Annotated in this window: 25 protein-coding genes; 11 read left to right on the top strand and 14 right to left on the bottom strand. The window is 45.0% G+C overall.

Features of this window, described 5'->3' with window-relative positions; all coding sequences use genetic code 11:
* Position 1 precedes the first annotated feature (1 nt).
* Positions 2 to 1045 carry a rod shape-determining protein gene (locus DOE51_RS08015; RefSeq protein ID WP_142696022.1) on the top strand — a complete coding sequence of 348 codons (1044 nt, stop codon included), beginning with the start codon at positions 2 to 4 and terminating at the stop codon, positions 1043 to 1045.
* Positions 1046 to 1107: 62 nt separating this feature from the next.
* Here the strand turns inward: DOE51_RS08015 and DOE51_RS08010 are convergent, their stop codons facing one another.
* Positions 1108 to 2082, bottom strand: coding sequence for an aminotransferase class IV (locus DOE51_RS08010; RefSeq protein ID WP_142696021.1), 975 nt, complete (start codon positions 2080 to 2082; stop codon positions 1108 to 1110).
* A 139-nt stretch (positions 2083 to 2221) separates the two neighbouring features.
* Here DOE51_RS08010 and DOE51_RS08005 point away from each other — a divergent pair, with 139 nt between their 5' ends.
* Genes DOE51_RS08005 through tsaA form a run of 4 tightly spaced genes read left to right on the top strand, consistent with a single transcriptional unit; the run spans position 2222 to position 6701 of the window.
* Positions 2222 to 3100, top strand: coding sequence for a carbonic anhydrase (locus tag DOE51_RS08005; protein ID WP_168196410.1), 879 nt, complete (start codon positions 2222 to 2224; stop codon positions 3098 to 3100).
* A 3-nt stretch (positions 3101 to 3103) separates the two neighbouring features.
* Positions 3104 to 5167 carry a methionine--tRNA ligase gene (gene metG, locus DOE51_RS08000; RefSeq protein ID WP_142696019.1) on the top strand — a complete coding sequence of 688 codons (2064 nt, stop codon included), beginning with the start codon at positions 3104 to 3106 and terminating at the stop codon, positions 5165 to 5167.
* Positions 5167 to 5943 carry an RNA methyltransferase gene (locus DOE51_RS07995; protein WP_142696018.1) on the top strand — a complete coding sequence of 259 codons (777 nt, stop codon included), beginning with the start codon at positions 5167 to 5169 and terminating at the stop codon, positions 5941 to 5943. Before metG ends, DOE51_RS07995 begins: the two co-directional genes overlap by 1 nt.
* Positions 5925 to 6701, top strand: a complete 777-nt coding sequence (gene tsaA / locus DOE51_RS07990; protein WP_142696017.1) for a tRNA (N6-threonylcarbamoyladenosine(37)-N6)-methyltransferase TrmO — start codon at positions 5925 to 5927, stop codon at positions 6699 to 6701. Before DOE51_RS07995 ends, tsaA begins: the two co-directional genes overlap by 19 nt.
* 8 nt (positions 6702 to 6709) lie before the next feature.
* On the opposite strand, the gene DOE51_RS07985 is transcribed toward tsaA, so the two are convergent.
* Together DOE51_RS07985 and DOE51_RS07980 are read right to left on the bottom strand one after the other, a co-directional pair.
* Entirely contained in the window at positions 6710 to 7084 is a 375-nt protein-coding gene (locus tag DOE51_RS07985) for a cysteine rich repeat-containing protein (RefSeq protein WP_142696016.1), read from the bottom strand.
* Between the two features lie 72 nt (positions 7085 to 7156).
* On the bottom strand, positions 7157 to 7720 hold the full coding sequence (locus tag DOE51_RS07980; RefSeq protein WP_142696015.1) for an exopolysaccharide biosynthesis protein: 564 nt from the start codon (positions 7718 to 7720) through the stop codon (positions 7157 to 7159).
* A gap of 68 nt (positions 7721 to 7788) precedes the next feature.
* Between DOE51_RS07980 and DOE51_RS07975 the strand changes: the two genes are divergently transcribed.
* Positions 7789 to 8061 (top strand): TMEM165/GDT1 family protein, encoded by a 273-nt coding sequence (locus tag DOE51_RS07975; protein ID WP_142696014.1) that lies wholly within the window; start codon positions 7789 to 7791, stop codon positions 8059 to 8061.
* 79 nt (positions 8062 to 8140) lie between these two features.
* A complete protein-coding gene (locus DOE51_RS07970) occupies positions 8141 to 8512 on the top strand; it encodes a hypothetical protein (RefSeq protein ID WP_142696013.1) in 372 nt (123 codons plus the stop codon).
* 112 nt (positions 8513 to 8624) lie between these two features.
* Here DOE51_RS07970 and DOE51_RS07965 read toward each other — a convergent pair whose 3' ends face one another.
* The 4 genes from DOE51_RS07965 to DOE51_RS07950 all read right to left on the bottom strand — a co-directional run bounded on the left by DOE51_RS07965 (position 8625) and on the right by DOE51_RS07950 (position 12029).
* Positions 8625 to 10697 carry a sodium-translocating pyrophosphatase gene (locus tag DOE51_RS07965; RefSeq protein ID WP_142696012.1) on the bottom strand — a complete coding sequence of 691 codons (2073 nt, stop codon included), beginning with the start codon at positions 10695 to 10697 and terminating at the stop codon, positions 8625 to 8627.
* A gap of 151 nt (positions 10698 to 10848) precedes the next feature.
* The gene (locus DOE51_RS07960; RefSeq protein ID WP_142696011.1) at positions 10849 to 11229 is read right to left on the bottom strand and encodes a hypothetical protein; all 381 of its coding nucleotides are present in this window, start codon (positions 11227 to 11229) and stop codon (positions 10849 to 10851) included.
* Positions 11204 to 11482 carry a heavy-metal-associated domain-containing protein gene (locus tag DOE51_RS07955; RefSeq protein ID WP_168196409.1) on the bottom strand — a complete coding sequence of 93 codons (279 nt, stop codon included), beginning with the start codon at positions 11480 to 11482 and terminating at the stop codon, positions 11204 to 11206. The genes DOE51_RS07960 and DOE51_RS07955 overlap by 26 nt, the downstream gene beginning before the upstream one ends.
* Positions 11483 to 11492: 10 nt before the next feature.
* Entirely contained in the window at positions 11493 to 12029 is a 537-nt protein-coding gene (locus DOE51_RS07950; protein ID WP_142696009.1) for a hypothetical protein, read from the bottom strand.
* Positions 12030 to 12192: 163 nt separating this feature from the next.
* Between DOE51_RS07950 and DOE51_RS07945 the strand changes: the two genes are divergently transcribed.
* Entirely contained in the window at positions 12193 to 12726 is a 534-nt protein-coding gene (locus DOE51_RS07945; protein ID WP_246845489.1) for an RNA polymerase sigma factor, read from the top strand.
* A 2-nt stretch (positions 12727 to 12728) separates the two neighbouring features.
* Positions 12729 to 13256, top strand: coding sequence for a hypothetical protein (locus DOE51_RS07940; protein WP_142696008.1), 528 nt, complete (start codon positions 12729 to 12731; stop codon positions 13254 to 13256).
* On the opposite strand, the gene DOE51_RS07935 is transcribed toward DOE51_RS07940, so the two are convergent.
* Positions 13253 to 13963, bottom strand: coding sequence for an endonuclease/exonuclease/phosphatase family protein (locus tag DOE51_RS07935; RefSeq protein WP_256373182.1), 711 nt, complete (start codon positions 13961 to 13963; stop codon positions 13253 to 13255). The genes DOE51_RS07940 and DOE51_RS07935 overlap by 4 nt on opposite strands.
* A gap of 48 nt (positions 13964 to 14011) precedes the next feature.
* The gene (gene cysK / locus DOE51_RS07930) at positions 14012 to 15007 is read right to left on the bottom strand and encodes a cysteine synthase A (RefSeq protein ID WP_142696006.1); all 996 of its coding nucleotides are present in this window, start codon (positions 15005 to 15007) and stop codon (positions 14012 to 14014) included.
* A 336-nt stretch (positions 15008 to 15343) separates the two neighbouring features.
* On the opposite strand from cysK, the gene DOE51_RS07925 reads away from it, so the two are divergent.
* The gene (locus DOE51_RS07925) at positions 15344 to 15826 is read left to right on the top strand and encodes a hypothetical protein (protein ID WP_142696005.1); all 483 of its coding nucleotides are present in this window, start codon (positions 15344 to 15346) and stop codon (positions 15824 to 15826) included.
* A gap of 3 nt (positions 15827 to 15829) precedes the next feature.
* Here the strand turns inward: DOE51_RS07925 and metH are convergent, their stop codons facing one another.
* The 4 genes from metH to DOE51_RS07905 all read right to left on the bottom strand — a co-directional run bounded on the left by metH (position 15830) and on the right by DOE51_RS07905 (position 22738).
* Positions 15830 to 19423 (bottom strand): methionine synthase, encoded by a 3594-nt coding sequence (gene metH / locus DOE51_RS07920; protein ID WP_142696004.1) that lies wholly within the window; start codon positions 19421 to 19423, stop codon positions 15830 to 15832.
* Positions 19424 to 19454: 31 nt separating this feature from the next.
* Positions 19455 to 20399: a methylenetetrahydrofolate reductase gene (locus DOE51_RS07915; RefSeq protein WP_142696003.1), complete on the bottom strand. Its 945-nt coding sequence runs from the start codon at positions 20397 to 20399 to the stop codon at positions 19455 to 19457.
* A gap of 151 nt (positions 20400 to 20550) precedes the next feature.
* Positions 20551 to 21381 carry an N-acetylglucosaminyltransferase gene (locus DOE51_RS07910; RefSeq protein WP_142696002.1) on the bottom strand — a complete coding sequence of 277 codons (831 nt, stop codon included), beginning with the start codon at positions 21379 to 21381 and terminating at the stop codon, positions 20551 to 20553.
* Positions 21382 to 21391: 10 nt separating this feature from the next.
* Entirely contained in the window at positions 21392 to 22738 is a 1347-nt protein-coding gene (locus DOE51_RS07905; protein WP_210415575.1) for a UDP-glucose/GDP-mannose dehydrogenase family protein, read from the bottom strand.
* 300 nt (positions 22739 to 23038) lie between these two features.
* On the opposite strand from DOE51_RS07905, the gene DOE51_RS07900 reads away from it, so the two are divergent.
* Positions 23039 to 24148: a DegT/DnrJ/EryC1/StrS aminotransferase family protein gene (locus DOE51_RS07900; protein ID WP_142696000.1), complete on the top strand. Its 1110-nt coding sequence runs from the start codon at positions 23039 to 23041 to the stop codon at positions 24146 to 24148.
* Positions 24149 to 24151: 3 nt separating this feature from the next.
* On the opposite strand, the gene DOE51_RS07895 is transcribed toward DOE51_RS07900, so the two are convergent.
* Complete coding sequence (locus DOE51_RS07895) at positions 24152 to 26008, bottom strand: nucleoside-diphosphate sugar epimerase/dehydratase (RefSeq protein WP_142695999.1); 1857 nt, start codon at positions 26006 to 26008, stop codon at positions 24152 to 24154.
* Positions 26009 to 26013: the final 5 nt, after the last annotated feature.

Below are 26013 nucleotides of genomic sequence, written 5' to 3'. Positions count from 1 at the left end.
TATGTTTTCTTGGCTCTTTAAAGACGAGGCTGGTACAGCCGCTGACCTTTACGTTGACCTGGGCACTGCGAACACTTTGATCGCAGCGCGCGGCAAAGGCATCATTTTGAATGAACCTTCGTTGATTGCTTACCAACAAACAAGCCCAGGCAAAAAACGTGTGATCGCTGTCGGTAACGATGCGAAGGAAAAACTCGCAAACAACCCTGGTAACATCTTCGCGCAAAAACCAATTCGTGACGGCGTGATCGCTGACTTCGAAACAACTGAAGTCATGTTGAAACATTTCTTAAGTCAACCGGGAGTGAAAAACACATTCTCTCGCCCCCGTGTGGTTGTGTCTTTGCCTTACGGTGTGACTGAAGTAGAGAAAAAAGCAGTTATCGAATCTTGCAAAACGGCGGGCGCAAAAGAAGTGTTCTTGATCGATGAACCAATGGCTGCGGCGATCGGTTCTGGTTTGAATGTCAAAGCGGCTGAAGGTTGCATGATCATCGACATGGGCGGTGGTACAACTGAAGTTGCAGTTATCGCTCTTGCTGATATCGTTTACTGCCAAGCAGTACGCGTTGGTGGTCACCGTATCGACGATGCGATCATTGATTACTTTAAGAAATACAAAAAACTTCATATCAACGAAACAACAGCTGAGTACTTGAAAGTTTCAATCGGTACTGCGGTTGCAAAAAAAGACATTCGTTCTGCAACGATCTCTGGTCGCGATGCTGATACTGGTATGAATAAAACGATCGAAGTCAGCTCTGAAGACGTGGGCCTTGCGATGAATAACTGCATTGGTGAAGTTATCAATGCGATTCACAAAGCTCTTGAACACACGCCACCAGAATTGGTTTCAGACATCATCGAATCAGGCGTTGTGCTTGCGGGCGGTGGTGCTTTGATTCGCGATTTCGACTTGCGCATTCAAAATGAAGTGCGCCTGCCAGTGCGTATCGCTGAAAATCCACTGGTTGCGATTGCTCGTGGCGGTGAGGCGGTTCTTAGCGATCCTGAATTGCTCGATAAAATTCAATTGGAAGTTTAAGACTTCTGAAAGCATAAGCGCCGATGACCTCGGCGCTTTTTTTTATTTGAAATATCTGCGAACTAATAAGGAACCGCTGTGGAAGTCGGTCCTTTTTTAATGTCTTCTTTTAATAAAGCTAACAACTTTTTCGCAACCGGCCCCGCAATCCCCGGTCCGATTTTTTTACCTTCAAAACTTGAAACCGGCAGGACGTCTAAAGTCGTTCCGATCATCATCACTTCTTTAGCAGCATAGATGTCTTGCTCGCTGATATTACGCTCTTCGATGGCTTTGATATCACCAGACTTCACAAGGGCTTCGGCCAATTCAAAAGAGCGCATCATTGTTGTGCCCTTTAAAATCTGATTCAATGTTGGGCGAACAAGAATGCCATTTTTATCCAGAATAACGATATTTTCAGTGCTCGACTCTGTCAGATTGCCTTGGGCATCGAAGCTGACCGTGAAATCAAGCTTACGGTCGACACTTTCTTTTTTCATCAAGACGTTTTGCAAATAGTTGCAGCTTTTAATGCGCGCAAACCATGGGTCTTTCGGCGGGATCTCGCTTTTACCACACGCCACACCCACTTCGTATTTTTCAGCGGGCATTGGCTTCAGCGTCGTTGCCACCAAGTACATTTGTGAAGACACGCTTTCATACGGATTCGTCGTGAATCCACCTGGTCCGCGGGAAATGTAAAGACGCAAGATGAGGTTTTGCTGACCGCTGATGGCTGATAATTCAAGACACGTGCGTTTGATTTCAGCGATGCTCATTGGCAAAGCCAACGATAAAAGCTCTGCGGACTTCGCTAGGCGCGCCAGATGCTCATCAATTAAAAAAACGCGGCCATCGACAACTTTGATCGCTTCAAAGACGCCATCGCCTCTGTGCACGAGGTGGTCATCAATGGGAACCATCATCAAAGAAGGGTTTTTAACGACTCCGCCCCACCAAGTGCTATACATTGCGTAATAAGTTTCTTGTGCAGGATATTTTTTCTCTAAAAGCTTCGCTTGGATTTGCTCGGGACTCAACACTGCTAGCGACATCGCAAAACTCCTTCTTTGCAGACGAAAGCATATTCTAAAATTCACGAGCCCGGCAGAAAAGTTTTTTTGCTTTTTAATTTGACCAGATGCGATGGAACTCTTGAAAATATCAGAGTCAATGTTCATCAGGGAGGATGCAATGTTAATTCGTGTTGCGCTTATTCTAGCGCTGATCAATTTGTCCGCTTGTTCCTACTTCTCAAAACGTCGTAATCCATCACAAGAAACGAAAGTGATGTTGAAAGATAAAACAGGCCAGGCAAAAGAAGCTCCGGCGCAAGCAACGACGACAGACGCAAAAGGTCTGACACCTATCAATCCAAATGAAGAAGAAGCGCAACAACAAGCGCAAGAGATGAAAAACGCCGTAGCACAAGCAGCTGAACACATCGAAAAAACCCACGGTAAATCGAAACGCGAAGTGGGCGCAGTACCCGCGGAAAAAGCTTTGGGCTGGTTGCGTAACGGAAACACTCGTTTTATGCGTGGAACAGTTCGTAAAGATGGCGCGACAGCAAAAGATCGTGCGCGTATTGCAAGTGAACAACATCCTCACTCTGTGATCTTGTCTTGCAGTGATTCTCGTGTTCCACCAGAAGTTATTTTTGACCAAAAGCTAGGTGAAATCTCTGTGGTTCGTACTGCGGGTCAGGCTTTAGATGCTGGAGTTGTCGGCAGTATTGAATACGCTGTGCAAAATTACGGCGCAAATCTTGTTGTCGTCCTAGGCCATGAGTCCTGTGACGCCATTGGCAGCGCTTTACGCGTCGTAGAAGGTGCGCAAATGGAAAGTGCCAATATGATGAGCTTTGCGAACGATTTAAAAGCTCGCCTTTTGAAATTTAAAGGAATTCCTCAATCACCAAACCTTTCCGAGGAAGGCTGGTCGAATGTGGATGGTGTAGCGCGCGATCTTCTGTTACGCTCAGAAATCCTTCGTGACGCGGTCACCTCTGGTGAGGTAAAAATCGTGCGTGCGATGTATCACCTCGATTCTGGAAATGTGGAGTTTAAGTAAACTATGTCTCAACGTAAAATCCTGATCACAACTGCTCTACCCTACGCGAATGGCTACATTCATTTAGGGCACTTGGTTGAGTATCTTCAAGCTGACTTCTGGACACGCTTCCAAAACATGCGTGGCAACGAATGCGTTTACATTTGCGCAGACGACACTCACGGTACACCGATCATGGTGAAAGCTCGTGAATTGGGAATCACTCCAGAACAGTTGATCGCTCAATCCTACAAAGAGCACACTCAGGATTTTGCTGATTTCCAAATCAAGTTCTCACACTACGGCTCAACAAACTCTGCTGAAAACAAAGCCTTGTGCGAATACTTCTATGGTAAATTCGTAGCTGGCGGTCACACCCGCAAACAAGCGATCAAGCAGCTTTTCTGTGAGCACGACAAAATGTTCCTGCCAGATCGTTTTGTTAAAGGCACGTGCCCTAAGTGTGGCGCAAAAGAACAATACGGCGATTCCTGCGACGTGTGTGGTTCAACTTATTCACCAAGCGATATGAAAGACGTTCACTGTTCTTTATGCGGCACAACGCCAGTACTTAAAGACAGCGAAAGTATTTTCTTTAAACTCAACGACTTCAAAAAATATCTAGAAGAGTGGATTCCTAAACACTCGTCGCCGGAGATTTCTAAGAAGATGCTTGAGTGGTTCAACGAAGATCTTCATGACTTGGATATCTCTCGTGATGAGCCGTACTTTGGCTTCCCGATTCCGGGAACTGATAATAAAAAATTCTTCTACGTCTGGGTTGATGCTCCGATGGGTTACATGTCTTCGACAGAGCAATGGGCAAAAGCTCAGGGCAAAACGTTGCAAGATATCTGGCAAGATCCTACGCGCGAAATCTATCACTTCATTGGTAAGGATATCGCACGTTTCCACACGATCTTCTGGCCTGCATTCTTGAAAGCCGCAGAGTTGCGTTCCCCAAATCAAGTTTTCGTTCACGGACACTTGATGGTGAATGGCGAAAAAATGTCTAAATCAAAAGGGACATTTATCGCAGCTCGCACTTACTTGAATCACATGAATCCTGAACATCTTCGTTATTACTATTCAACGAAGCTCAGCAGTTCTGTGGATGACATCGATTTGAACATGGAAGATTTCGTGAACCGTGTAAACTCGGACCTTGTGGGTAAAATCACAAACTTGGGTTCACGTGGTGGTCAGATGTTGAAAAAGAAAATGGATGGCATCATGAGCACTCCGGATGCGGAAGGCGCAAAACTGATCAAGTCAGCTCAAGAGCGTGGCGAAACTATCGCCGCCCACTTTGAAGCGCGTGATTTTGCCAAAGCCATCACAGAGATCCGTGGTATCGCTGACGATGCCAATAAGTACTTCGACGAAAAAGCTCCGTGGAAGACTTTGGAAACAGATCCTGCTGGCACAAAACAAGTGATCACCGCAACTTTGAATATCTTCCGTATTCTTGCGATCTACTTAAAACCAGTTCTTCCGTACTACACGGAAAAAGTGGCAAAACTTTTGGGCGAAGCCGATTACAAATGGTCTGACATCAACACGGTTTTGACGAATCGTTCAATCAACGAATACGAACATCTTGCAACTCGTGTCGAGGCTGACAAGATTAAAGCGATGATTGAAGAAAGCCGTCAGATCAATGAAAAGATCCAGGCTGAGAAAAAAGCCGCTTCAACGGCTCCTGCGAAAGCAGCAGCTGCACCCGTTGCTGCAAAAGCTGCTGAAGGCGATCGTGCTCCTGAAATCGAATTTGCTGATTTTGAAAAAGTCGATTTGCGCGTAGGTCTTGTCGTTGAAGCCGAAGAGATCAAAGAAGCAGACAAACTTCTTCGTTTGAAAATTGATATCGGCAATGGCGAAATCCGCCAAATCATTTCTGGTATTAAAGCTGCTTACAAACCGGAACAACTTTTAGGTCGTAAAGTTTTGGTCTGCGTGAATTTGAAACCACGTAAGATGAAATTCGGCATGTCTGAAGGTATGGTTCTGGCGGCTGGCACTGGTGGCAGTGACTTGTTCATGCTGACTCCTGATGAAGGCGCACAAGTCGGCCAACGAGTGAAGTAATGCATTTACACGATAAAAAATCCCTCGAAGAAATTCATAAGCTTTTTCTAGAGCTTGAGAAATCCTCGGGGGATTTTTCTTTTGACTCAGCGAAATTGAAAAATTTGAAATCGCTGATTGCCAGTCTTAAGACATCTGACAATCACGATGTCTCGCGCTTAGCGGATATCGAAAAACATCTTGTCCCTGACATGACTTTAAAACATTTTGTCAGCTTTGCGATTCCCTTTGAACGCTTGCTCCACAAAACCGTGCAGGATGATGATTTCCTTATTTTAGAAAACGACAAAGACCAAACTCCTGAAGAAAAACTGCCTTTGATTTTTGTTTTAGATAATATTCGCTCGGCATTTAACGTAGGTTCCATTTTTAGAACCGCAGAATGCTTGGGGGCTGAAAAGGTCTTATTGTGCGGCTATACGCCTCTGCCGACGCAATGGAAGGTCGAAAAAACAGCTATGGGCACGCAAGAGTACATGGACTGGGCAGAGGGCGGAAAACTTTTTGAGTGCCTTGAATCGCTTAAAGAAAACGGCTATCGCCTGATCGCACTTGAAACGGCAGCCAGTGCCGAAGATCTTTACGAAGATTTCGATGATACACCAACGGCTTTCATTTTAGGCAATGAACGTTTCGGCCTTGATCCTGAGATATTAAAATTAATCGATGAAGTTAGAATTATTCCTCTGCGCGGTCGCAAGAATTCTCTAAACGTCGGTGTGACCGCTGCGGTCGCTGGCTTTGAATGGATGAGACAATGGCGAATGAAAAAATAGAATTCACGCCGATTGGTTATTTCCGAAGTTCTCAAGTTCATCCTTACGAAGCTGGTCGCCAACCCGATTCCCATCACTCCGAAGGTGTGATCGAACTTGCCAGTGGTCAGAACTTTGAACAAGCACTGACAGGACTTGAAGGCTGCGATCGCTTGTGGATCATCTTTACGTTTCATCACAACCAACATTGGAATCCGATGGTTTTACCTCCGCGTGGGTCTGATACGAAGCTGGGTGTGTTTGCGACACGCTCTCCTTATCGACCGAATAACGTGGGCATGAGCTGCGTGAAACTAAAACGCATTGATAAACTGAAAATCTATGTCGAAGGGGCTGACTTACTTGATGGCTCCCCGATTCTGGATATTAAGCCTTATGTGGCTTACGCGGATTCTTTTCCGGGTAGTGAGCCCGCGTGGCTTTCTTCTTCGGAAAAGTTCACCGTGCAATTTTCTGAAGCCGTTTCAGATGATCTACAATATTTAGAAAATCATGGACTTTCGCAGTTGCGGGGCTTTTTACTGCATCAATTGGAATATGAGCCCGATAACTCACGTAAAAAACGCGTGAAAGCGACGGACGACGGCTTTGTGATTGCCTATCGCACGTGGCGTGCTTCATTTAAAATTATCGAGAGCGGCGATATAAAGACTGTTGCGGTTGAGAAGATTTTCTCGGGGTATTCTGCGGAAGAACTTCAAGCTGTAGAAGATCCCTATGCCGACAAAAAGCTGCATAGGGATTTTCTAAATCGCTAAGATAAGGCTTAACCGTGGTGTTTGCCTTTACCTTTTTTATGCTTCATCATTTCGTCTTTGCATGTTTGTGACAATTCGTCCTTGTGCTCTTTCATGCATTTCATCGCGCGACCTTTTCCCATTTTCACATCAGCGCAGAATTTTTCATAGTCGTCATGACAAGCCTCTTTGATATCTTTCATTGCGGCTTTCATTTTATCGCGTTGAGCTTTACAAGCTGGTGAAAGTTTTGCTTCATTCTCTTTCATACACTTCATCATGCGGCCTTCACCTGGCTCTACAGTTCCGCATAACGTTTGCATATCTTGCTGACATGCGTTTTCAGCATGTGCTGCGAATGAAACACCCATCGTCATTAATCCCATCAAAATCCACTTAGTCATTGTGACCTCCTGATGCCTTGATGGTAGATGAATCAGATTTCGCTGACAAAGACTGAAAGGTCCTGAGGCTTGTTAGAAGAAATGTTTTGCCCCCATCGCAAGCGATGTGAAAAAGGCGATCACTAACAAAGTCCAGAGGTAACTGAGAAGAATAAATAGACCATCTTTTTCCACATGCCCTAAGGCACACAAAACGATCGCGATTCCTGGAACAGTGTTAGTAAACGGAATGGGTAATGGCAACGCTAACAAGCATGCGTTTACTACAAATATCATAAGATTCAGCATGCGAAAGAACGAGCCGTCATGCAAAAACACCCAACGCTCTTTCACCACCCGCGAAAGTTTTTTCCAAATTCTTTCCGCAATTTCCGAAACCCTGATCACTACTTTCGCAGAGATCTTTAGTGTCTCGTATCTTCGTGGAATCCATGGCGGTCTGTGCATATAAAGCATGATGGCCACGGCAGAAATGATAATTCCCACGGGCGTTGACAACCCTGGAATTTGCACAGGAAAGATGGATGGAATTGCAATGAACAGCAAGAGCACGGCATGGCATTCTTCTCCCAAAATATCGACGATACGTCGCAGAGTCAGATCGCCCTTTATTGCTTCTAATTGCAACAAATCCATGGCTTCAATGAATTGACTCTTGGGATGGGAATTTCTAGACTCCATCATGTCATTCTAAAGGACGGCGTATGGATTGGAAGATTTTTGCGAGCACTTTCATTACTATTTTTTTAGCTGAAATGGGTGATAAAACTCAGTTCGCGGCTCTGGCTGCATCTTCACAAACCAAATCCACTGTAACTGTTTTAATCGCAGTTTTATTAGCCTTGGGTCTTGCCGGCACTATGGGTGTTCTTTTTGGAAGATACTTGAGTCAATTGTTAAGCGTGCAGATCCTGCGCTATATCTCGGGCAGCTTGTTCATTTTGCTGGGCGTATGGGTTTTAACTCATAAGAACTAACGAACGAAAAGGTCCCGTCTCAAATCAAAACAACGACTTGTTTCTAAGTTGTGATAGCATAAAAGCACGTGGGGAATTTATGAAAACATTCTGTGCTGTGCTTATCACTTTGGGCCCGCTTGCATCGTGGGCCCAATCACCATCAAAAAGTTCCTGTGTCACAAGCATCAAAGTTCGTTCGATGTCGATCTCAACCGCTGATGCAGAAAAATTGTGTGAACAAGATTATGAAGTCAGCAATTGCGCCGTGACGGCAATGCAAAGTTCGCATTCTGCCATGGGCGATGCCGTTAAAAAGTGCCGCCAAGAATGGGGCATCCCTGAAGAAAAAGTCGTCGAAAAAACAGTCGAGAAAAAAGACGAAGCCAAAAAAACAGAACCACTTGATGTCACGAAAGCTGCAAAGAAAGTGTACGACGAAGAATCTGAAGACAGTGAACCAAGTAAATAACTTCTCCTCTGCCCTCTCTTAAAAAACAAAAAGGCTTCCTCATCGGAAGCCTTTTATATTTTCGAACTATTGATTCAGTTAGACTCTACTCCGGCGGAGCCGGAGTGTAGACCTATCCGCCGATAGTTGCGATCAACTGAGCGATCAACAAAGAAACGACAGACATAACTTTGATCAAGATCGCGATACCAGGACCTGAAGTATCTTTGAATGGGTCACCAACAGTGTCACCAACAACGGCCGCTTTGTGAGCGTCAGAACCTTTTGGATGACCTGGCAATCCACCTTTTTCGATGAATTTCTTAGCGTTATCCCATGCACCACCCGCATTCGCCATGTACAAAGACAATGTCGCGCCGACAGCCAAACCACCTGCAAGAAGACCCGCAAGAGCTTGAGGACCCAAGATGAAGCCAACTGCTACTGGAGCAAGAATAGCGATCATACCTGGCAAGATCATTTCCCATAGAGCCGCTTGAGTCGCGATATCTACGATTTTCGCTGGTTGAGGCTCTGCCTTACCTTCGCGAAGACCTGGGATTTCTTTAAATTGACGAGCGATTTCGACAACGATTTTTTGAGCAGCTTTACCAACCGCAGTCATAGTTGTTGAACCAACTAGGAACGGAAGGATCGCACCGATCAAGATACCGATCAAAACGCCAGAAGAAGTAAGATCCAAAGACATTGCTGCAAGACCAGCTTTAAGACGTACGTGGTTCACTTCCATATTGAAAGCAGAGAACAACGCAAGAACCGTCAAGATAGCTGAACCGATCGCGAAACCTTTACCGATAGCTGCTGTTGTATTACCAACTGCATCCAATTCGTCAGTGATGTCACGAACGTTTTTACCAAGACCAGACATCTCAGAGATACCACCAGCGTTATCCGCGATAGGACCGTAAGCATCAACAGTCATAACAACTGCTGTACCAGCCAACATACCTACTGCAGAGATAGCGATACCATAAAGACCCAAAGCACGGTCAGCGATGTAAGCTGCGATCACAACGATCAACATTGGGATTGCAGTTGATTCCATACCTACTGCCAAACCACGGATCACACCAGTACCCGCACCAGTCAAAGCTGCTTCAGCAACTAGACGGATTGGACGAGCCGCTGTGTAGTACTCAGTGATCAAACCGATCAAAGCACCACCGAACGCACCCGCTGCCAACGCAACAGTCACTGCTTGGCTGATACCGAACATTGGCAACACAACGTAAGCTGCGATTGTCAAAACGATCGGAGGGAAGATCAAAGCATTACGCAATACAGTTGCAGGCTTGCCGTTTTTGAACGCGCGAGCTGCGAAGATCACGATGATAGAGATCACCATACCCAAAGTTGAAAGCAACAATGGAAGAGTGATACCTGCCATGCGAGTTGCATTAGCATCTGAAGAGTTAGTTACCAAGTTCGCCAATTTTTCTGCTGGGATTGTCAAAGCAATCGCCATTGCAGAAACGATCGCTGCAACCATTGATTCATAGATGTCAGCGCCCATACCAGCAACGTCACCTACGTTGTCACCAACGTTATCTGCGATAACGCCAGGGTTACGTGGATCGTCCTCTGGAATATTTTCGATAACTTTACCAGCGATATCCGCACCAACGTCAGCAGCTTTAGTATAAATACCACCACCGATACGTGCGAAAAGAGCGATAGAAGAAGCACCTACTGCGAATGAGTGAAGGATAGTACCAACAACTTCAGTTTGATCTTTGAACATCATGTAGATAACGCCAAGACCGATCAAACCAAGACCCGCAACAGAAAGACCCATCACCGCGCCACCGTCAAGAGCAACTAGCAACGCCGCTGCTTTTGAACCTGTAGAAGCCGCTTGAGAAGTACGAACGTTTGCGTAAGTTGCGGCCTTCATACCGAAGAAACCAGCAAGCAATGACAAGAACGCGCCAAGGATGAAAGATCCTGCAGCGATACCGCCCAATGCAAACCAAAGAGCTGCACCTACGACGATTGCGTATACGAAAAGAACTTTGTACTCACGTACAAGGAACGCCATTGCGCCTTCGCGAACATACGTTGCGATGCGATTCATTGTTTCATTGCCTGTTGGTTGTGCCTTCACACGAAGGTACAAGAACAAAGCAACGATCAAACCAACTGCCCCTGCGATAGCGGGAGAAATCAGCAAAGATTCACTAAACATTTTTGCTCTCCATAGTTGTCTGTCTTCACTCCGGGGTCACCGGAGTAATTACTGTTTATCGTTATAATTACGAAGACTTAGGGATAATAAAAACATTGCATGTAGTCAACGAACGTTGACGGCGCTGAGAGCTTTTTAGGGCTCGGCGCGTCTAGAAGAGCTTAGGCGCGATGAACGCGAAGAAAAATCCGATCAGAAAGACCGCGACAGATAGAATATAAACGCGAGCGGAGAATTTTCTGCCTGTTAAACAGGCATCTCGCAACTCGGGATCAATAGGACATGGAGCATTGCGATTGCGGTACATCCACACGCCATTAAAAGTAAGCATGAAGGCCGCAAAAACGAAGACTCCTATTTTATTTTCAGAAATCCAAATGAGGCCGGGAACTTTGGTTGCGACACCGGCAAGAACGGCTCCCATGCCAAGGCTCACAAACAACGCTGGCAGCGCGCAACACACCAGCGTGCCCGCGGAACTGAACAACGTCAGATAAGTGAAAAAACTATTTTTTGTCGAAGCTAACTTCATAACCCGCCTCTTTCAAAAGAGATTCGATTTTATCATGCGAAAGAGTTTTGCCGTCTTTATAGGTCAACTTCACGTATTTATTTTCAAGACTGACATCAACATTTTCAACTTCAGGCTGTTCTTTAAATTTTTTCGTAATGCCTTGAGCGCAGAATGAACACACCATCCCCTTCACGCCGACTGTTTCAGTTTGTGCAGCGTGGGCTGCAAAAGAAAACGTTGAAAGAAGAACTGTTAGTAAGATTGCTTTCATCTTCATACTCCTAGAAATGCACCATATAGTTAAATGCCCAACCGCCATCAAAGCCCGCGCCTAACTCCACCAAAACATTTTTATAGAACAAGCGCACGAATTGAGTCAGCACCACCGGTGTATCATTCATTTTTTGTGCTTCCAAAATGAACCACGTATTGATTTCATTAAATTCCGCTAAGTAAGGTGCAACACCCGCACGCACTTTCATGACTTCAAAATCAGGTCGTGAAATGTCGTCTTGATCTTGACGAAGAAAACGTTCGTAAGACGCTGCCGTATAATATTTGCGCGACTCCCAATCAACATCGATCGCACCAAAACCTGCGCCCACAGTCTGATTGAACGAGCGTTCATAGCCATAACCGCCACTTAAATAAATATTCCCTTGCGAGTCTTCGTTGTTCCAACGCTTCGCTAAATAATTCACGCGAGGAATGGTGAAGTTCACGTCACCCTCTCTGAAATAATAAACGGCTGCGGCGAGATAGGATTTTACTGAGTACGTTAATAAGAATTCGTTGTGCTGATCTTTATTGTAAGACATGAGTGAAGTCGCACCTTCATACGAGACTGGATGCGCCCACAAGGACGGACACATCAAGAATATTGTGGCTATCAAGACTAAGTGCTTTTTCATGTTTTACAAATCCCTCTTGTGTGTTGGTTCATAGACTATTAGGATGAGCCCAATAGGTTTGTGACAAACGATGGAAAATAATCTGCAAGATCTTAATGACGAAGAATTATTGGTCGCTCTGGCTGAAGGCCACGAGAAGGCGCTCGATATTCTTTATATGAGACACTCAGGCCGCGTACTGGCTTATGCCCTGAAGCGTGGCCTTTCTAAAGAGCAAGCCGATGACGTGCTTCAGATCGTCTTCTTGCAGGTCTTCCGTAAGAAACACCACTATGATCCTAAACATAAGGCCTTGGCCTGGTTGTACGTCATTACCAGAAGCGAATTAAAGGACTATAGAAACCGCGAAATTAAAGATTTCCTCGAGTGGGACGATTCTTTGTCACAAAATACAGCGGAGACTCCTACTTTAGAGAGTAAGGACGAGTCCGCGGCGTTGCTAAAACAGCTCAAACCGCGCGAACAAGAAGTCATGCGCTATCGCTATTTGGATGAACTGGAGTTTGATGAGATCGCAAATAAACTCGATCTTTCACCCAGCAACGTTCGCCAAATTATTAGTCGCAGCTTGAAAGCCTTACGCGGAAAGAAACAGGAGAAGTAAACATGAAAGACATAAAACAGGATTTTGAGTCTTTTAGTTCAGAAGACGCTGCAAAAACAGCGGGCTCTTCTTTTGTTTTGCAAAAAGTGAAAGAGCAGATCGCATTGACGGCCCCTAAAAAATCACATGTTGCAGTGAAACTGGGCGCAATTCACTTAGCAAGCTCCGTTGCGACACTGGCTGCGTGCCCGCAGTTTGGTTTGCGTTTATTTTTTGAAGGCGACGGTCTTATGCACTACTTCATGCAGATCAGCCCGATGTTCTGTCAGGCGTTCTGTGGTGCTTTCTATCTATCGGTTACATTTATTTTGGCGCGCGTGTTGTTGAAATACGACGAGTGGTTGGTGATCTTACGTTCGCGTGTTTTATCTATTGGCGTTCTAGCGCTGGGTTCACTCGGCGTATTTGCGATGATCAATCGTGGTGTTTCTTTTGAAGCGGGTTTATTCTGGATCTTTGGTGCGACGGTGGCTGCAGAGCTTGCCTCTGCTTCGAAGTATTCGGTGAAAAAACTTTTCAGCCGCGCTTAAAGTTTCAATTTAATTTCTAAAGGCAAATGATCTGATCCCAAAGCAGTGTGATGGACTTCTGCCTTTAAAACATCAAGGCCCCGTACAAACACGTGATCCAATTTTAAAAGTCTGCCGTCATTTTCTAAATCTAAATGTTCCATCCCTAAATCACGGAAGATGCTCTTCATAATCATATAGCGTTTAAAATTCCACGTATTGAAATCACCAGCCAATACCACCGGCCCTTCAAAGAGTGAAATTTTTTGCGCGATTTCATATAGCGATTCAGAAAACGCCGCAGTCGTTACAAAATTCAATACGTGCGTGCACACGAATAAAACTTTACGGCCTTCAAAATCGTACTCACTGAATAAAGTTAATTTTGGCGTAAGCCAGAAAAACTCGCGCGCCTTAGAACGAATGAAATCAACCGTTGTTGGAGTATGTTTTGAGCCAATCGCAACACCGGTACTAGAAAGATCTTTTTTATAGTGAAAGCTTTGAGCGAGATGCCACTCGTAACTTGAGAAATCTTGCTTCCACAATAGCGGCATCTTGTTATCGACAAGGGCTTCTTGCAAAAGAATAAAGTCCTTGCCGCTACCATACTTTTTAAAATCGTTTTCAAACAGATGAGCTTTTTGTCCCTTATACACGTTCCACACAAAGACATTTAATTCAGGCTGTAGGATGAGCGGAGATTTCTCCGCCTCCCCAATCTTCATTAAAACTTTGTCCTTAGCAGGAACGACAAAAGGGACCATTACAACTCTTTATCCGTGTTTAATTTTTGCCAAATATGATTCATCGACCTGAGACACTTGAAGCTGTTGAGCTTCCGCGCGCTCTTGTTCTGCAAGCAACGTTGAAAGATAACGTTCTGTATAACTTGGTACGATGACCACGATATTTTTACCGCGATTTTCTTCTTTTGCAGCCTGGCGAAGACCTGCCGTGATCGCAGCACCTGAAGAAATCCCTACTGGAATGCCTTCTTTTTTGATTACTTCACGCGCCATTTTCAATGACTCTTCAGAAGATACTTGCTCGATGCCATCAACGATTTTTGTATCCATCACTGACGGAATGAAGCCTGCACCGATACCTTGAATTTTGTGAGGGCCTGGTTTACCACCCGACAACACCGGGCTTTCCACAGGTTCAACCGCGATCATTTTTACTGACGGTTTTTTTGCTTTTAAAACTTGGCCAACACCTGTGATCGTCCCCGACGTACCAACACCGCTGATCACCATATCGACTTGCCCGTCAGTGTCGCGCCAGATTTCAAGTGCTGTTGTTTCTTTGTGAACTGCAGGGTTTGCCGCGTTGTCGAATTGTGACGGCATCCATGCATTTTTATTTTTCTCTGTCAGTTCAAGTGCTTTTGCAACTGCACCCTTCATACCCAATGGGCCTGGAGTCAGAACAATTTTCGCGCCCAAAAGAAGTAACAACGTTCTTCTTTCTTGCGACATTGTTTCAGGCATCGTTAGCGTTAGTGAATAACCTCGTGCAGCTGCGACGAAAGCCAGTGCGATCCCTGTATTACCGCTCGTTGGTTCGATGATTTCCATTCCTGGTTTTAATTTACCCGTCAATTCTGCTTCTTCAATCATCGCAAGACCGATGCGATCTTTAACAGATCCTAGCGGATTAAAAAACTCGAGTTTCAACAATAGTCTTCCTGGCAAGCCCTTCCCGATTCTTTGCATCTCTACGAGAGGAGTTTGGCCCACTGTCTTTGTGATATCCGCATAGATTTTCATAGCTGTCCTTTAGGTCGTTTTGTTGTGTCTTGGGATGGTCTGTTTTATTCTGGCTCAGCCAGAGTTCTAAACAGACTTCAAGTGTACTCCCAAGATCGAGGTCTTAAAAGAGTTCAATTGCAAAAACACCTCTAGCGTCCAGGCAAATGACAAGGTTGTGTTTCCCTTTGAGACCAAACTATTTTTGTCAAATGAAGCATTTAATCTATTTCGAAACACTGATTTTTTGTTTTTTGTTAAAGCTCTAAACATCAGGCTTCCGATCTGAAACAGTCCCTATGTTAACCTAAGGTTAAGGCTTCCTAACACTGTACACTTTTGACAGGAGGACTCTTCATGACGAAGGCTTTACTGATTTCGACAACTCTAGTTTTATCATTTCTCGCTGTTGAACTTTTAACGATAGAAAATGCCCACGCGGACAATGCCATAGGTGTAGTCCTAGGATCTCCAACAGGAGCCTCAGGACGCTTTGGTTTAAACGATGGCCACTCCATCGAGGGCGCCGTGGCTTATGCGTTCGGTGAGTGGGATGGTTTAGAAGTTCATGGAACTTATTTATGGGATCATGCTCGCACATTCGGAACAAAAGAAGGACCGATTGAAATGTACTACGGTCTAGGTGCGCGATTGATCATGATTAACAGTGGCAAACACGATGGCGAAGTTGCTGTCGGCCCACGCGCTCCGATTGGTTTGCTCTATAACTTTCATAATCCCAATATCGAAGTCTTCGCAGAGTTATCTGCGACGTTAGATATCGCACCCAAAACCGATGTGGATTTGGATGCGGGGATTGGGTTTCGAGTGAGGTTCTAATTCTTAAATCGCGAAGTACTTGGCTCCGTCGTGCATGAAGTAGTATCCAGATACACTTGCTGGCGGAGTCATCGCGTAGTTTTCAGTTAAAGACACACCCGTTCTTTTTTCGGCATCCAGTAGATTCCAGATTTTTTTCTTTTCACTGTGGTTCGGGCACGCTGGATAACCAGGGGCTGGACGAATGCCACGGTATTTTTCTGCAATCAAATCTTCGTTCGTTAGATTTTCAGAGATACCAAACAAAGCACGGACTTTTTTATGTGTCCACTCAGCCAAGGCTTCAGCCAAACGGTCACCCACGGCCTTCATCAAGATCGAATTGTAATCGTCGTATTGCGCTTCATATTCTTTAGCAATGACATCAACTTCATCACCTGCCGTGACCACGAACAAACCGATATGGTCTTCGCGTTGACACTCTTTCGGCGCGATAAAATCTGCTAGTGAATAATGAATGCCGTTATTCACGACTTTTTCACGTTGCTGGCGATCGAAATGCAGTCTTTCTAAAAGCTTTTTGTCTTGCGAATAAACATGCACTTCTTCATTTTCCGAATGCGCCTTGAAAATCCCAACGAGCGATTTCGGCTTAAGACGATCTTGTTTAATCAACATATCAAGCAACGCTTGCGCATCGTCGAAGAGTTTACGTGCTTCGACACCGTATTTTTCTGATTCAAAGATCTTCGGATAAAGACCTTTCATCTCCCACGCCCAGAAGAACGGGCCCCAGTCGATATAATCGCGTAATTCCGCAACGGTTGGAGCAAATTCAATGATCCCCGTCTTTTGCGGTTTAGCGATATCCGCTTTTTGCCAGTCGCAGCTATATTTTTTAGCGCGCGCTTCTTCCAACGAAATCTGTTTTCCAGAATTAAGAGATGCTTCGTATTGTTCTTTTAAGTTGGCATTCAAAGTCTTAACTTCTTTTGCGTAAGACTCTTTTGAATTAGGACTTAAAAGTTTGTTACCAACTTCCACCACAAGCGACGCATCGGCAACGTGCCCAACGACACCTTCATAGTGAGGCGCCAGCTTCACCGCAGTATGAACCTTACTCGTCGTAGCCCCACCAATAAGTACGGGTACGGTGATACCTTCACGTTGGAATTCACCAAGATTAAATGCCATTTCTTCAAGTGACGGAGTGATCAAACCACTCAAACCGATAAGGTCTGCTTCATTTTCGCGGGCAGCCTTCACGATATTTTGCACAGGGACCATCACGCCCAAATCGACGACTTTATAACCGTTGCAGGCCATGACGACAGATACGATGTTTTTACCAATGTCGTGAACGTCGCCCTTCACAGTTGCGATCACCATTGTGCCCTGGCTTTGAAGTCCGGTGCGAGTTTTCTTTTCTTCTTCCATGAAAGGCTCAAGATGGGCCACGGCTTTTTTCATCACGCGCGCACTTTTTACCACTTGGGGAAGGAACATTTTTCCTGAACCAAAAAGCTCACCGACGACTTTCATGCCGTTCATCAATGGGCCTTCGATGACATTTAAAGGGCGGCCTAATTGTTGACGGGCCTCTTCAGCATCTTCGACAATGTGGGCATCAATGCCTTTAACTAGCGCATGAGTAATACGCTCTTGCAGCGGAAGATGACGCCAATCTTCATTAACGACATGTTTATCACTGCCTTTTTCGGCTTTATATTTTTCTGCCTCTTTTAAAAGATCTTCAGCGGCTTTCGGTGACGAATTCAAAACCACGGCTTCTGCCAATTTACGAAGTGCGGGCTCAACCTCTTCGTAAATTTCAAGCATGCCGGCATTCACGATCCCCATATCCAGGCCCGCTTTCACGGCATGATAAAGGAAGACCGCGTGAATCGCTTCACGCACTTTATTATTTCCACGGAAACTGAAACTTAAATTTGAAACACCACCCGATGTATAAACGTGCGGGCACAGAGCTTTAATTTCACTCACAGCTTCAATGAAATCGACCGCATAATTGTTATGCTCATCCATGCCGGTCGCAACCGTTAGAATGTTTGGATCAAAGATAATATCAGATGGATCAAAATCTAATTTTTCAGTAAGTAGCTTATAGGCCCGTGTGCAAATACGGATTTTATCAGCTTTCGTTGCGGCCTGACCTTGTTCATCGAAAGCCATCACAACCACAGCCGCACCATAGCGCTGAATCAAGCGAGCTTGTCTTAAGAACTCCGCCTCGCCTTCTTTTAAAGAGATTGAATTTACAATCGCTTTACCTTGCAAACACTTCAGCCCCGCTTCAAGAACTGACCATTTTGATGAGTCCACCATCACGGGAACTTTAGAAACGTCTGGTTCTGCCGCAAGAAGATTTAGGAATCTTGTCATGGCGGCTGGCCCATCAATCATGCCTTCGTCGAAGTTCACGTCAAGAATGTTGGCGCCAGTATTAACTTGGCTACGCGCGACTTCCAAGGCCTCGTCGTATTTGTCTTCTTTAATAAGTTTCGCAAATTTTGGCGAGCCCGTGACGTTCGTACGCTCCCCGATCATCACAAAGTTTCTAACTTTTTCTTGCGAAAGATTGAACGGTTCAAGACCACTCAACTTCATCATGGGGGCTAAATTTGTTGGCTTAGGACGAACCGCTTTTTGTTTCAAAGTTTCAGCGACGGTTTTGATGTGATTCGGTGTTGTTCCACAACAACCACCAAGAACATTCACGATCCCCTCTTCCGCCATCAAACCTAATTGATACGCTAGCGACTCTGGAGTTTCATCGTACCCCGTTGGACTTAATGGATTTGGTAAACCGGCATTTGGGTAGCACGACACGTAACAATCAGACACGCGAGCGAGTTCTCTGATATAGGGATGCATTTCTTTGGCACCGAGTGCGCAGTTAATACCAACGCTCAAAGGCTTTGAATGTCTGACTGAATTCCAGAACGCTTCGACCGTTTGTCCTGAAAGAGTTCGACCTGAAAGATCCGTGATTGTTACTGAAATCATCAGTGGATATTTTTGTTTGCGCTCTTCTTCCACTTCCGAAATTGCAAACAAAGCGGCCTTGGCGTTGAGCGTATCAAAGATTGTTTCAGGCAAAAGAATATCAACGCCACCTTCTAGCAAACCCAAGATCTGTTCTTTATAGGCCGCTTTAAGTTCGTCAAAACTTGTGGCGCGGTAGCCGGGATTATTCACATCAGGACTTAAGGAAGCTGTTTTGTTCGTAGGCCCAATTGCGCCTGCGACATAACAGCGCTTTCCGGTTTTTGCTTGATAATCATGGCAGGCTTTTTTTGCTAATTTTGCTGCTTCAACATTCAGTTCATAAGTCAGATCTTCTAAGCCGTAATCGGCTTGCGCGATTCGCGTACCATTGAAAGTGTTGGTTTCAATAATATCAGCACCGGCTTCAAGATACTTATAATGAATATCGTAAATAACTTCAGGCTTCGTAATGACTAGAAGATCGTTATTGCCCTTTAAATCCTTCCCATGATTTTTAAAGCGCTCCCCACGATAATCGGCTTCACTAAGTTTATGGAGTTGCACCATGGTGCCCATCGCGCCATCCAAAAACATCAAGCGTTTCTTCAATAGATCTTCAAGTTCAATAAGAACCGGATTTTTCATCATCGTGACGAACTTCCTCTAATTTTTTACGAGATTACTTAAAACTTTTTACGATATCAGCGATACATTGCACGTCATTCAAAACGTAGAAATGCACACCCGGGGCACCCGCTTCAAGAAGGCCTTGAACTTGCTTGTGTGCCCAACGTTTACCAATTTCGGCAGCATGCTGAGGCGAAGTATGAACTTCATCAACCAGAGCATCTGGCAAATCAATATAGAAATTCTTTGGAACACTCTTAAGCTGTGGTGCTGATTTTAAAATTTTAAGACCCGGCACGATAGGCACTGTGATACCAGCAGCTCGGCATTCGCTCACGAAATCAAAATACTTCTGATTATCGAAGAACATTTGAGTGACGATGTAGTCAGCACCTGCATCGACCTTTTTCTTCAGATTGGCGATATCGAGTTTCAAGTTCGGTGCTTCAAAATGTTTTTCTGGATAACCAGCGACGCCGACACCGAAATCAAGCGGATGTGCATCTTCGAGATCGTCCAAGAACTTTCCTTTAGACAAGTCTTTGATTTGCGTCACCAAGTCTGCTGCAAAATTATTCGTTGTGCGGTCATTGCGAATTTGTTTTTGAAAGTTTGGCGTATCACCACGCAATGCCAGGACATTTTCAATACCCAAATAGCTCAGCTCAATCAGTGCGTCTTCTGTTTCCTCTCGAGAAAAACCCAAACACAAAACGTGCGCGACAGTATCGATCTTAAATCTGTTTTGAATGATACCACAGATACCCAGTGTGCCCGGGCGCTTCTTCAAAGTGCGCTTCTGAATGGAACCGTCTGTCTTTTCTTGAAAGTACGCTGTCGAACTATGAGACGTCACATCGATCCATGGAGGATTCAAAGGCGCAAGGATCTCGACGATTTCGACGATATCTTTATACGAGCGACCACGCGGTGGCGGCACGATTTCATAACTGAACAAAGGGTCTTTAGCGCTGTTGATGTGTTCGATGACTTTCATTCATTTTATTATGGGCCTTGAACGAAAGTTATCAACATCTAATTTATATTGTAGCTGGTTAGATTTATTGCTCTATGTCCGCTCCAATCTGAGCCGAGAGACTGCAGATTGAAGTTTTCATCAATTACCACGAAGACGTGGTTGCTCTACTTTACGGATGCAAAATCAAATCAGAGTAACGAGCTTGATTGTCGCGAATGTACTGCGGGAATGTCTCGTCGATCGCTACGAATTCAGACTCGATGTTCTGACCGTAAAGACCTTTACCTTGCTTGATTAAGGCTTCGATACGTTTTGGATCTTTGAAAGACTCAACGTTATGCTCTTTGTGCGAGTACGCTTCGATCTTTTCAATCACCGTCTTTACACCACCAAGGTAGCTAAAGTGCCAGCCGCCTTCGCGAATGATTTTAACTTTGTCCGTGTCCTGGCGCATGCCGCGGTAAAGACGCGCCTTCTTGATCGACTTAAGATCCTTACGTTTCATCATCACAGTGCCCTGCCATGGCTTGTAGCCATTGTAGACTTCGATAGGCTCTGGATAGTCTTTGATGAAGCAGTTCAAGTAGTAATAGTAAAGACGTTGCTGAAACACCTTAATTTCCGGCGTGTTCGCGTATTTGAGCACTAGATCTGGACGAGGAATTTCATCAAGATCCGAAACGATGATTGTATCATCAGGCTTTGCATCCTTCAGACCACGCATCTTCGCTTCTTTTTGATTGTCATGATAATCCCACGTTTTAACCTTTCTGAACTTTGTCCAGAACGTTGGATACGTGTCGACAACGATATGATCGATTTTGTGAAGAAACGGCTTAAAACGCTCTTTGTTTTTTTCAAAGAGCATCGGCTTGTCTTTCATTTGGAAAGTCTTAGTCGCTTCAACAAGAACGAAACGGTCCACCACATCGTTCATGATGTTCAGGCGCATTTCCAAAAGGTCGAGTTCGTTGAAGAATGAAAAACAATCGTAAATCATGGTGTGCTTTCTAGTTACGTCCAATGGACGTATAAGTGAAACCTCTCTCTTTCATCTTTTTCGGCGCATAGATATTTCGGCCGTCAAAGATGACTGGTTTCTTTAAGTTCTCTTTCATTTTATTAAATACCGGCTCACGGAAGGACTTCCACTCGGTCATGATCACTAAAGCATCCGCTTCTTTCATGACGTCGTATTGGTCTGCGATGAAGTGCAAGTGCTTCGCAGCCTCTGCTTTTACGGGTGAATGAGTCGCAAAATATTTTTTTGCAGATTCGGCAGCCACGGGATCAAAGCATGTGACTTCGCCGCCCTCTTTTAAGATCGACTCGATCATAGTCAAAGCCGGAGCCTCACGAATATCGTCGGTGCCTGGTTTGAAGGCTGCGCCCCACACAGCGATCTTGCGACCTTTCAAGCTTCCTTCAAAGTATGCTTTTACTTTTTTGAAGAAGTTATTTTGCTGAAGATTGTTTGTGGTTGCTACGGCTTTTAAGATTTTTAGATCTTCGCCAAGCTCATCACCCGTTTGAATCAGTGCGCGCACGTCTTTAGGGAAACAGCTTCCACCGTAACCGACACCTGCGTATAGGAAATGCGGACCAATGCGATGATCAGCACCGATGCCACGACGAACCCATTCAATGTCGGCTCCCACTTGTTCACACACGCGCGAAAATTCATTCATAAGGCTGATGCGTGCCGCAAGCATTGAGTTTGCCGCATACTTCGTCATTTCGCTTGAGAAAGGGTCCATCAGCAGCAAAGGATTGCCGTTTAAGAAAGGCTCATACATCTCGCGCATGATATTGCCAGCTTTCGCCGTTTCAACACCCACGACCACGCGATTTGGTTTTAAACTGTCTTCGATCGCAGAGCCTTCTCTGAGGAATTCTGGATTTGAGCAGATGTCGAACTCAACATTCACGCCGCGTTTTTTTAGAACTTCTTCGACTTTCGTTTTCACTTTCTTCCAAGTGCCAACGGGAACCGTCGATTTTGTGACGATCACTTTGTAGTCGTTCATGTGTGTTGCGATGTCTTCCGCGACTTTTAACACGTATTGAAGATCGGCAGATCCGTCTTCTTGCGGAGGCGTGCCTACAGCGATGAAAACGACTTCAGAATTTTGAACGGCTTCTTGTGCTTGAGTTGTGAAATTCAGGCGCGACGCTTTGATGTTCGTCGTAAGCATCTCATCAAGGCCGGGTTCGTAGATCGGTGACTTTCCACTTTTAAGCAATTCAACTTTGCTTGAATCGATATCAACGCAAGTGACTTCGTGGCCCATATCGGCAAAACAAACACCGGTTACTAAACCAACGTAACCAGTACCGAAAACAGAAATTTTGACCACACGAACTCCCTCAGTAAAAACGAAATTCCATTGGTACAAAATCATTTACGATAAGGCAACAATCAGAAGATTAGGTTAACGAAAGATTGGGACAGTACGATATCAAATTTGCGAATCATTACCAAATGTTAAGTCGATGCATTATTACTTCACGCAAGTACCGGCAATAACTCTCCCACCTCCAGATAAAAAACTGCATTCGAAACGGATGACCCACAGTTTAAATATTCTCCATCGGTGGACAAACTATTTTACAAACGCAATACTTCCAAACTGTTTACACACTCTTGGAGAGACACTTTGACAGTTCCATTTATTGATTTGAAAACGCAATACAAAGTTCTAAAAACTTCGATCGACACTCGCATTCAGGCTGTTCTTGAGCATGGCGCCTACATCAACGGACCTGAAGTTGTAGAACTTGAAAAAGTTCTCGCGGACTTCGTGGGTGTGAAGCATTGCCTTACAATCGCCAATGGAACTGACGCCTTGTTTGTTCCTCTGATGGCAATGGGTATTGGTGACGGCGACGAAGTTATCACGACGGCCTTTTCATTCATCGCAACAGCAGAAGTGATCATGCTCGCAGGAGCAAAGCCCGTTTACGTAGACATTGATCCACGAACTTACAACATCGACGCGACTAAAATTGAAGCCGCGATCACACCAAAAACCAAAGCCATCATGCCGGTGTCATTGTACGGTCAAATTCCCGATATGGATGCGATCAACGCTATTGCAAAAAAGCATAATCTCAAAGTCATCGAAGATGCCGCGCAAAGTTTTGGAGCGCAATACAAAGGCAAACGCAGCTGCAGCATGACCGACGCAGCAGGCACAAGTTTTTTCCCTGCAAAACCATTGGGCTGTTACGGTGACGGCGGTGCGATTTTCACTAATGACTCAAATCTTTATAAAGTGATGAAAGAGATTCGCGAGCACGGATCTGAAGTGCGTTACTACCACACGCGCCTGGGCCTGAACGCACGCTTAGACACAATTCAATGCGCAGTTCTTCTTGCCAAGATGGAAAGATACAATTGGGAGCTTGAACAACGCGAAAGAGTTGCGGCTCGCTACACAGATGCTTTTGTAAAGATCAACGCACCTGGTTTCTCTGTAACAACTTTAGAGTCTCACAACCACAGCGCTTGGGCGCAATACACTCTTGCAGTCTCAAACCGTGCAGATTTCCAAAAGAAACTTCAAGAAGCTGGCGTTCCAACTTCAATTCATTATCCACGTATTATGCCGGATCAACCGTTCTACCAAAAAACAGCTGATCCAAATGTCGATTTAAGCAAATCACGCTGGGCGGCTGATCATGTCATCAGCATCCCATTGTATCCAGACATGGATGAGGCGACTCAGGATAAAGTCATTGCTGCTGTAACTGCGGCGTCGAAATAATAATTAAGAGTTCGTGCTAGGGCTGTATTCTTTAACCAGCTCTCGCACGACAGAGTGAACAAATTCGTCGTTCTGTTTTTCACAAGCATCTTTAACAGCCGACAATTTAGGGAAGAGCTCTTTTGCTTCGATCATATTCTCGACGGCTCTCATAATTCGAGGGTGGCGAGTTTTTTCAACGCTATCGCCGATCAGCAATTCTTCATACAGCTTTTCACCCGGACGAAGACCCACGAATTCGATAGAAATATCACCAGCGCCAGTCATAGGATTACGAACCTCAAGACCACTCAATTGGATCATCTTCGCAGCAAGATCGGCGATTTTAACTGGCTCACCCATATCTAAAACAAAGACATCTCCGCCCTGACCCATGGCTCCGGCCTGCAATACGAGCTGAGCGGCCTCAGGAATTGTCATGAAATAACGAGTGACCTCAGGATGAGTGACTGTCACAGGACCGCCGGCTTTAATCTGCTCTTTAAACAAAGGAACAACTGATCCCGAAGATCCTAACACGTTACCGAAGCGCACCATCGTGAAACGTGTTCTTTGCGCACCTTCTTTAGCCAGAGCTTGCAACACAAGCTCTGCCATCCTTTTGGAAGCGCCCATAATATTAGTCGGACGAACCGCTTTATCCGTTGAGATCAAAACAAAATTCTCAACACCTTGATTGATACTTGCTTGCGCCGCGCACATTGTACCAATCACATTATTCATCACCCCAGCCGAAATATTAGATTCCACTAATGGCACATGCTTATAAGCGGCCGCGTGGTAAACGGTGTTTACAGAGTGAGCGTGCAGAACGCGTTCAAGCACCGGCTGATCAAGAACATTTCCCAAAACAGGAACGATTGAAATATTGCTACGATACCTCTTGAGATCTTGTTCAATTTTATAAAGAGCATATTCGCTTTGTTCGAACAAAATCAGCTTTTGTGGTGAGTTCAATACAATCTGACGACACAATTCAGAACCGATGGAACCGCCAGCTCCGGTAACAAGAACTGAACGTCCCATGATACAACTGGAAATCAGATCAGCAAATGGCGGTACCGGATCTCTGCCAAGCAAATCCTCAACACCCACTTCGCGAATGTCCTCAACTCTCACTCGTCCGTCGACAAGCTCCCCCATACCTGGAAGTGTTTTAAGAGTAATTTCCATACCCTCAAATCTTTGAATGATTTCTCGACGACGTGTACGAGACGCTGACGGCATTGCCAGTAAAACTTGGCGACAACGTTCTTGCTGAAGAACTTCTATAACTTTATCAGGAGAATGCACTCTGATGCCCGCGACACTACGTCCTTGCAATTGGGAGCTATCATCAAAGAATGCGACTGGACGATATTCTGCACCAGACATCAACGCCAAAGCTGTTTGCATGCCTGCGCGACCAGCACCATAAATGGCGACAGGTTGACGGAAGTCTTCGAAGCGTTCAAGGCTGCGCAACAATCCACGCGCTAGAAATCGACTTGTTGTGATGTATGCGACAGCGATGATCCAATAAATTAAGATTGAACTTCTTGGAACCGATGTTGCGCGGCCCATAACAACAGCTGCCATTAATAACAAGACAGATAAAGTTACACCGTAAACGACTGTATAAATAATTTTATCATCAAGATAACGGATAACTGCTCGATAAAGACCGATACGAACGAAAATAGGGACCGTAACAACAGGAATAATTAAAAAGAGCCAATAAAAAGCAGAGACATCGGGTTGAAAAGTACCAAGGCGAAGCGCAACACTTGACCAAAATGCTAACGGCAACAACACAACGTCGCACAAAAGCATCATCATAATTTTTACGAAACGTGGAAGACCCGCGACCTTTTCAAACATACGAT

This window comes from Bdellovibrio sp. NC01 (assembly GCF_006874625.1).
GTDB lineage: Bacteria > Bdellovibrionota > Bdellovibrionia > Bdellovibrionales > Bdellovibrionaceae > Bdellovibrio.
The sequence above is the reverse complement of the archived record's forward strand: the minus strand, read 5'-3'. Positions and strand labels throughout refer to the sequence as shown.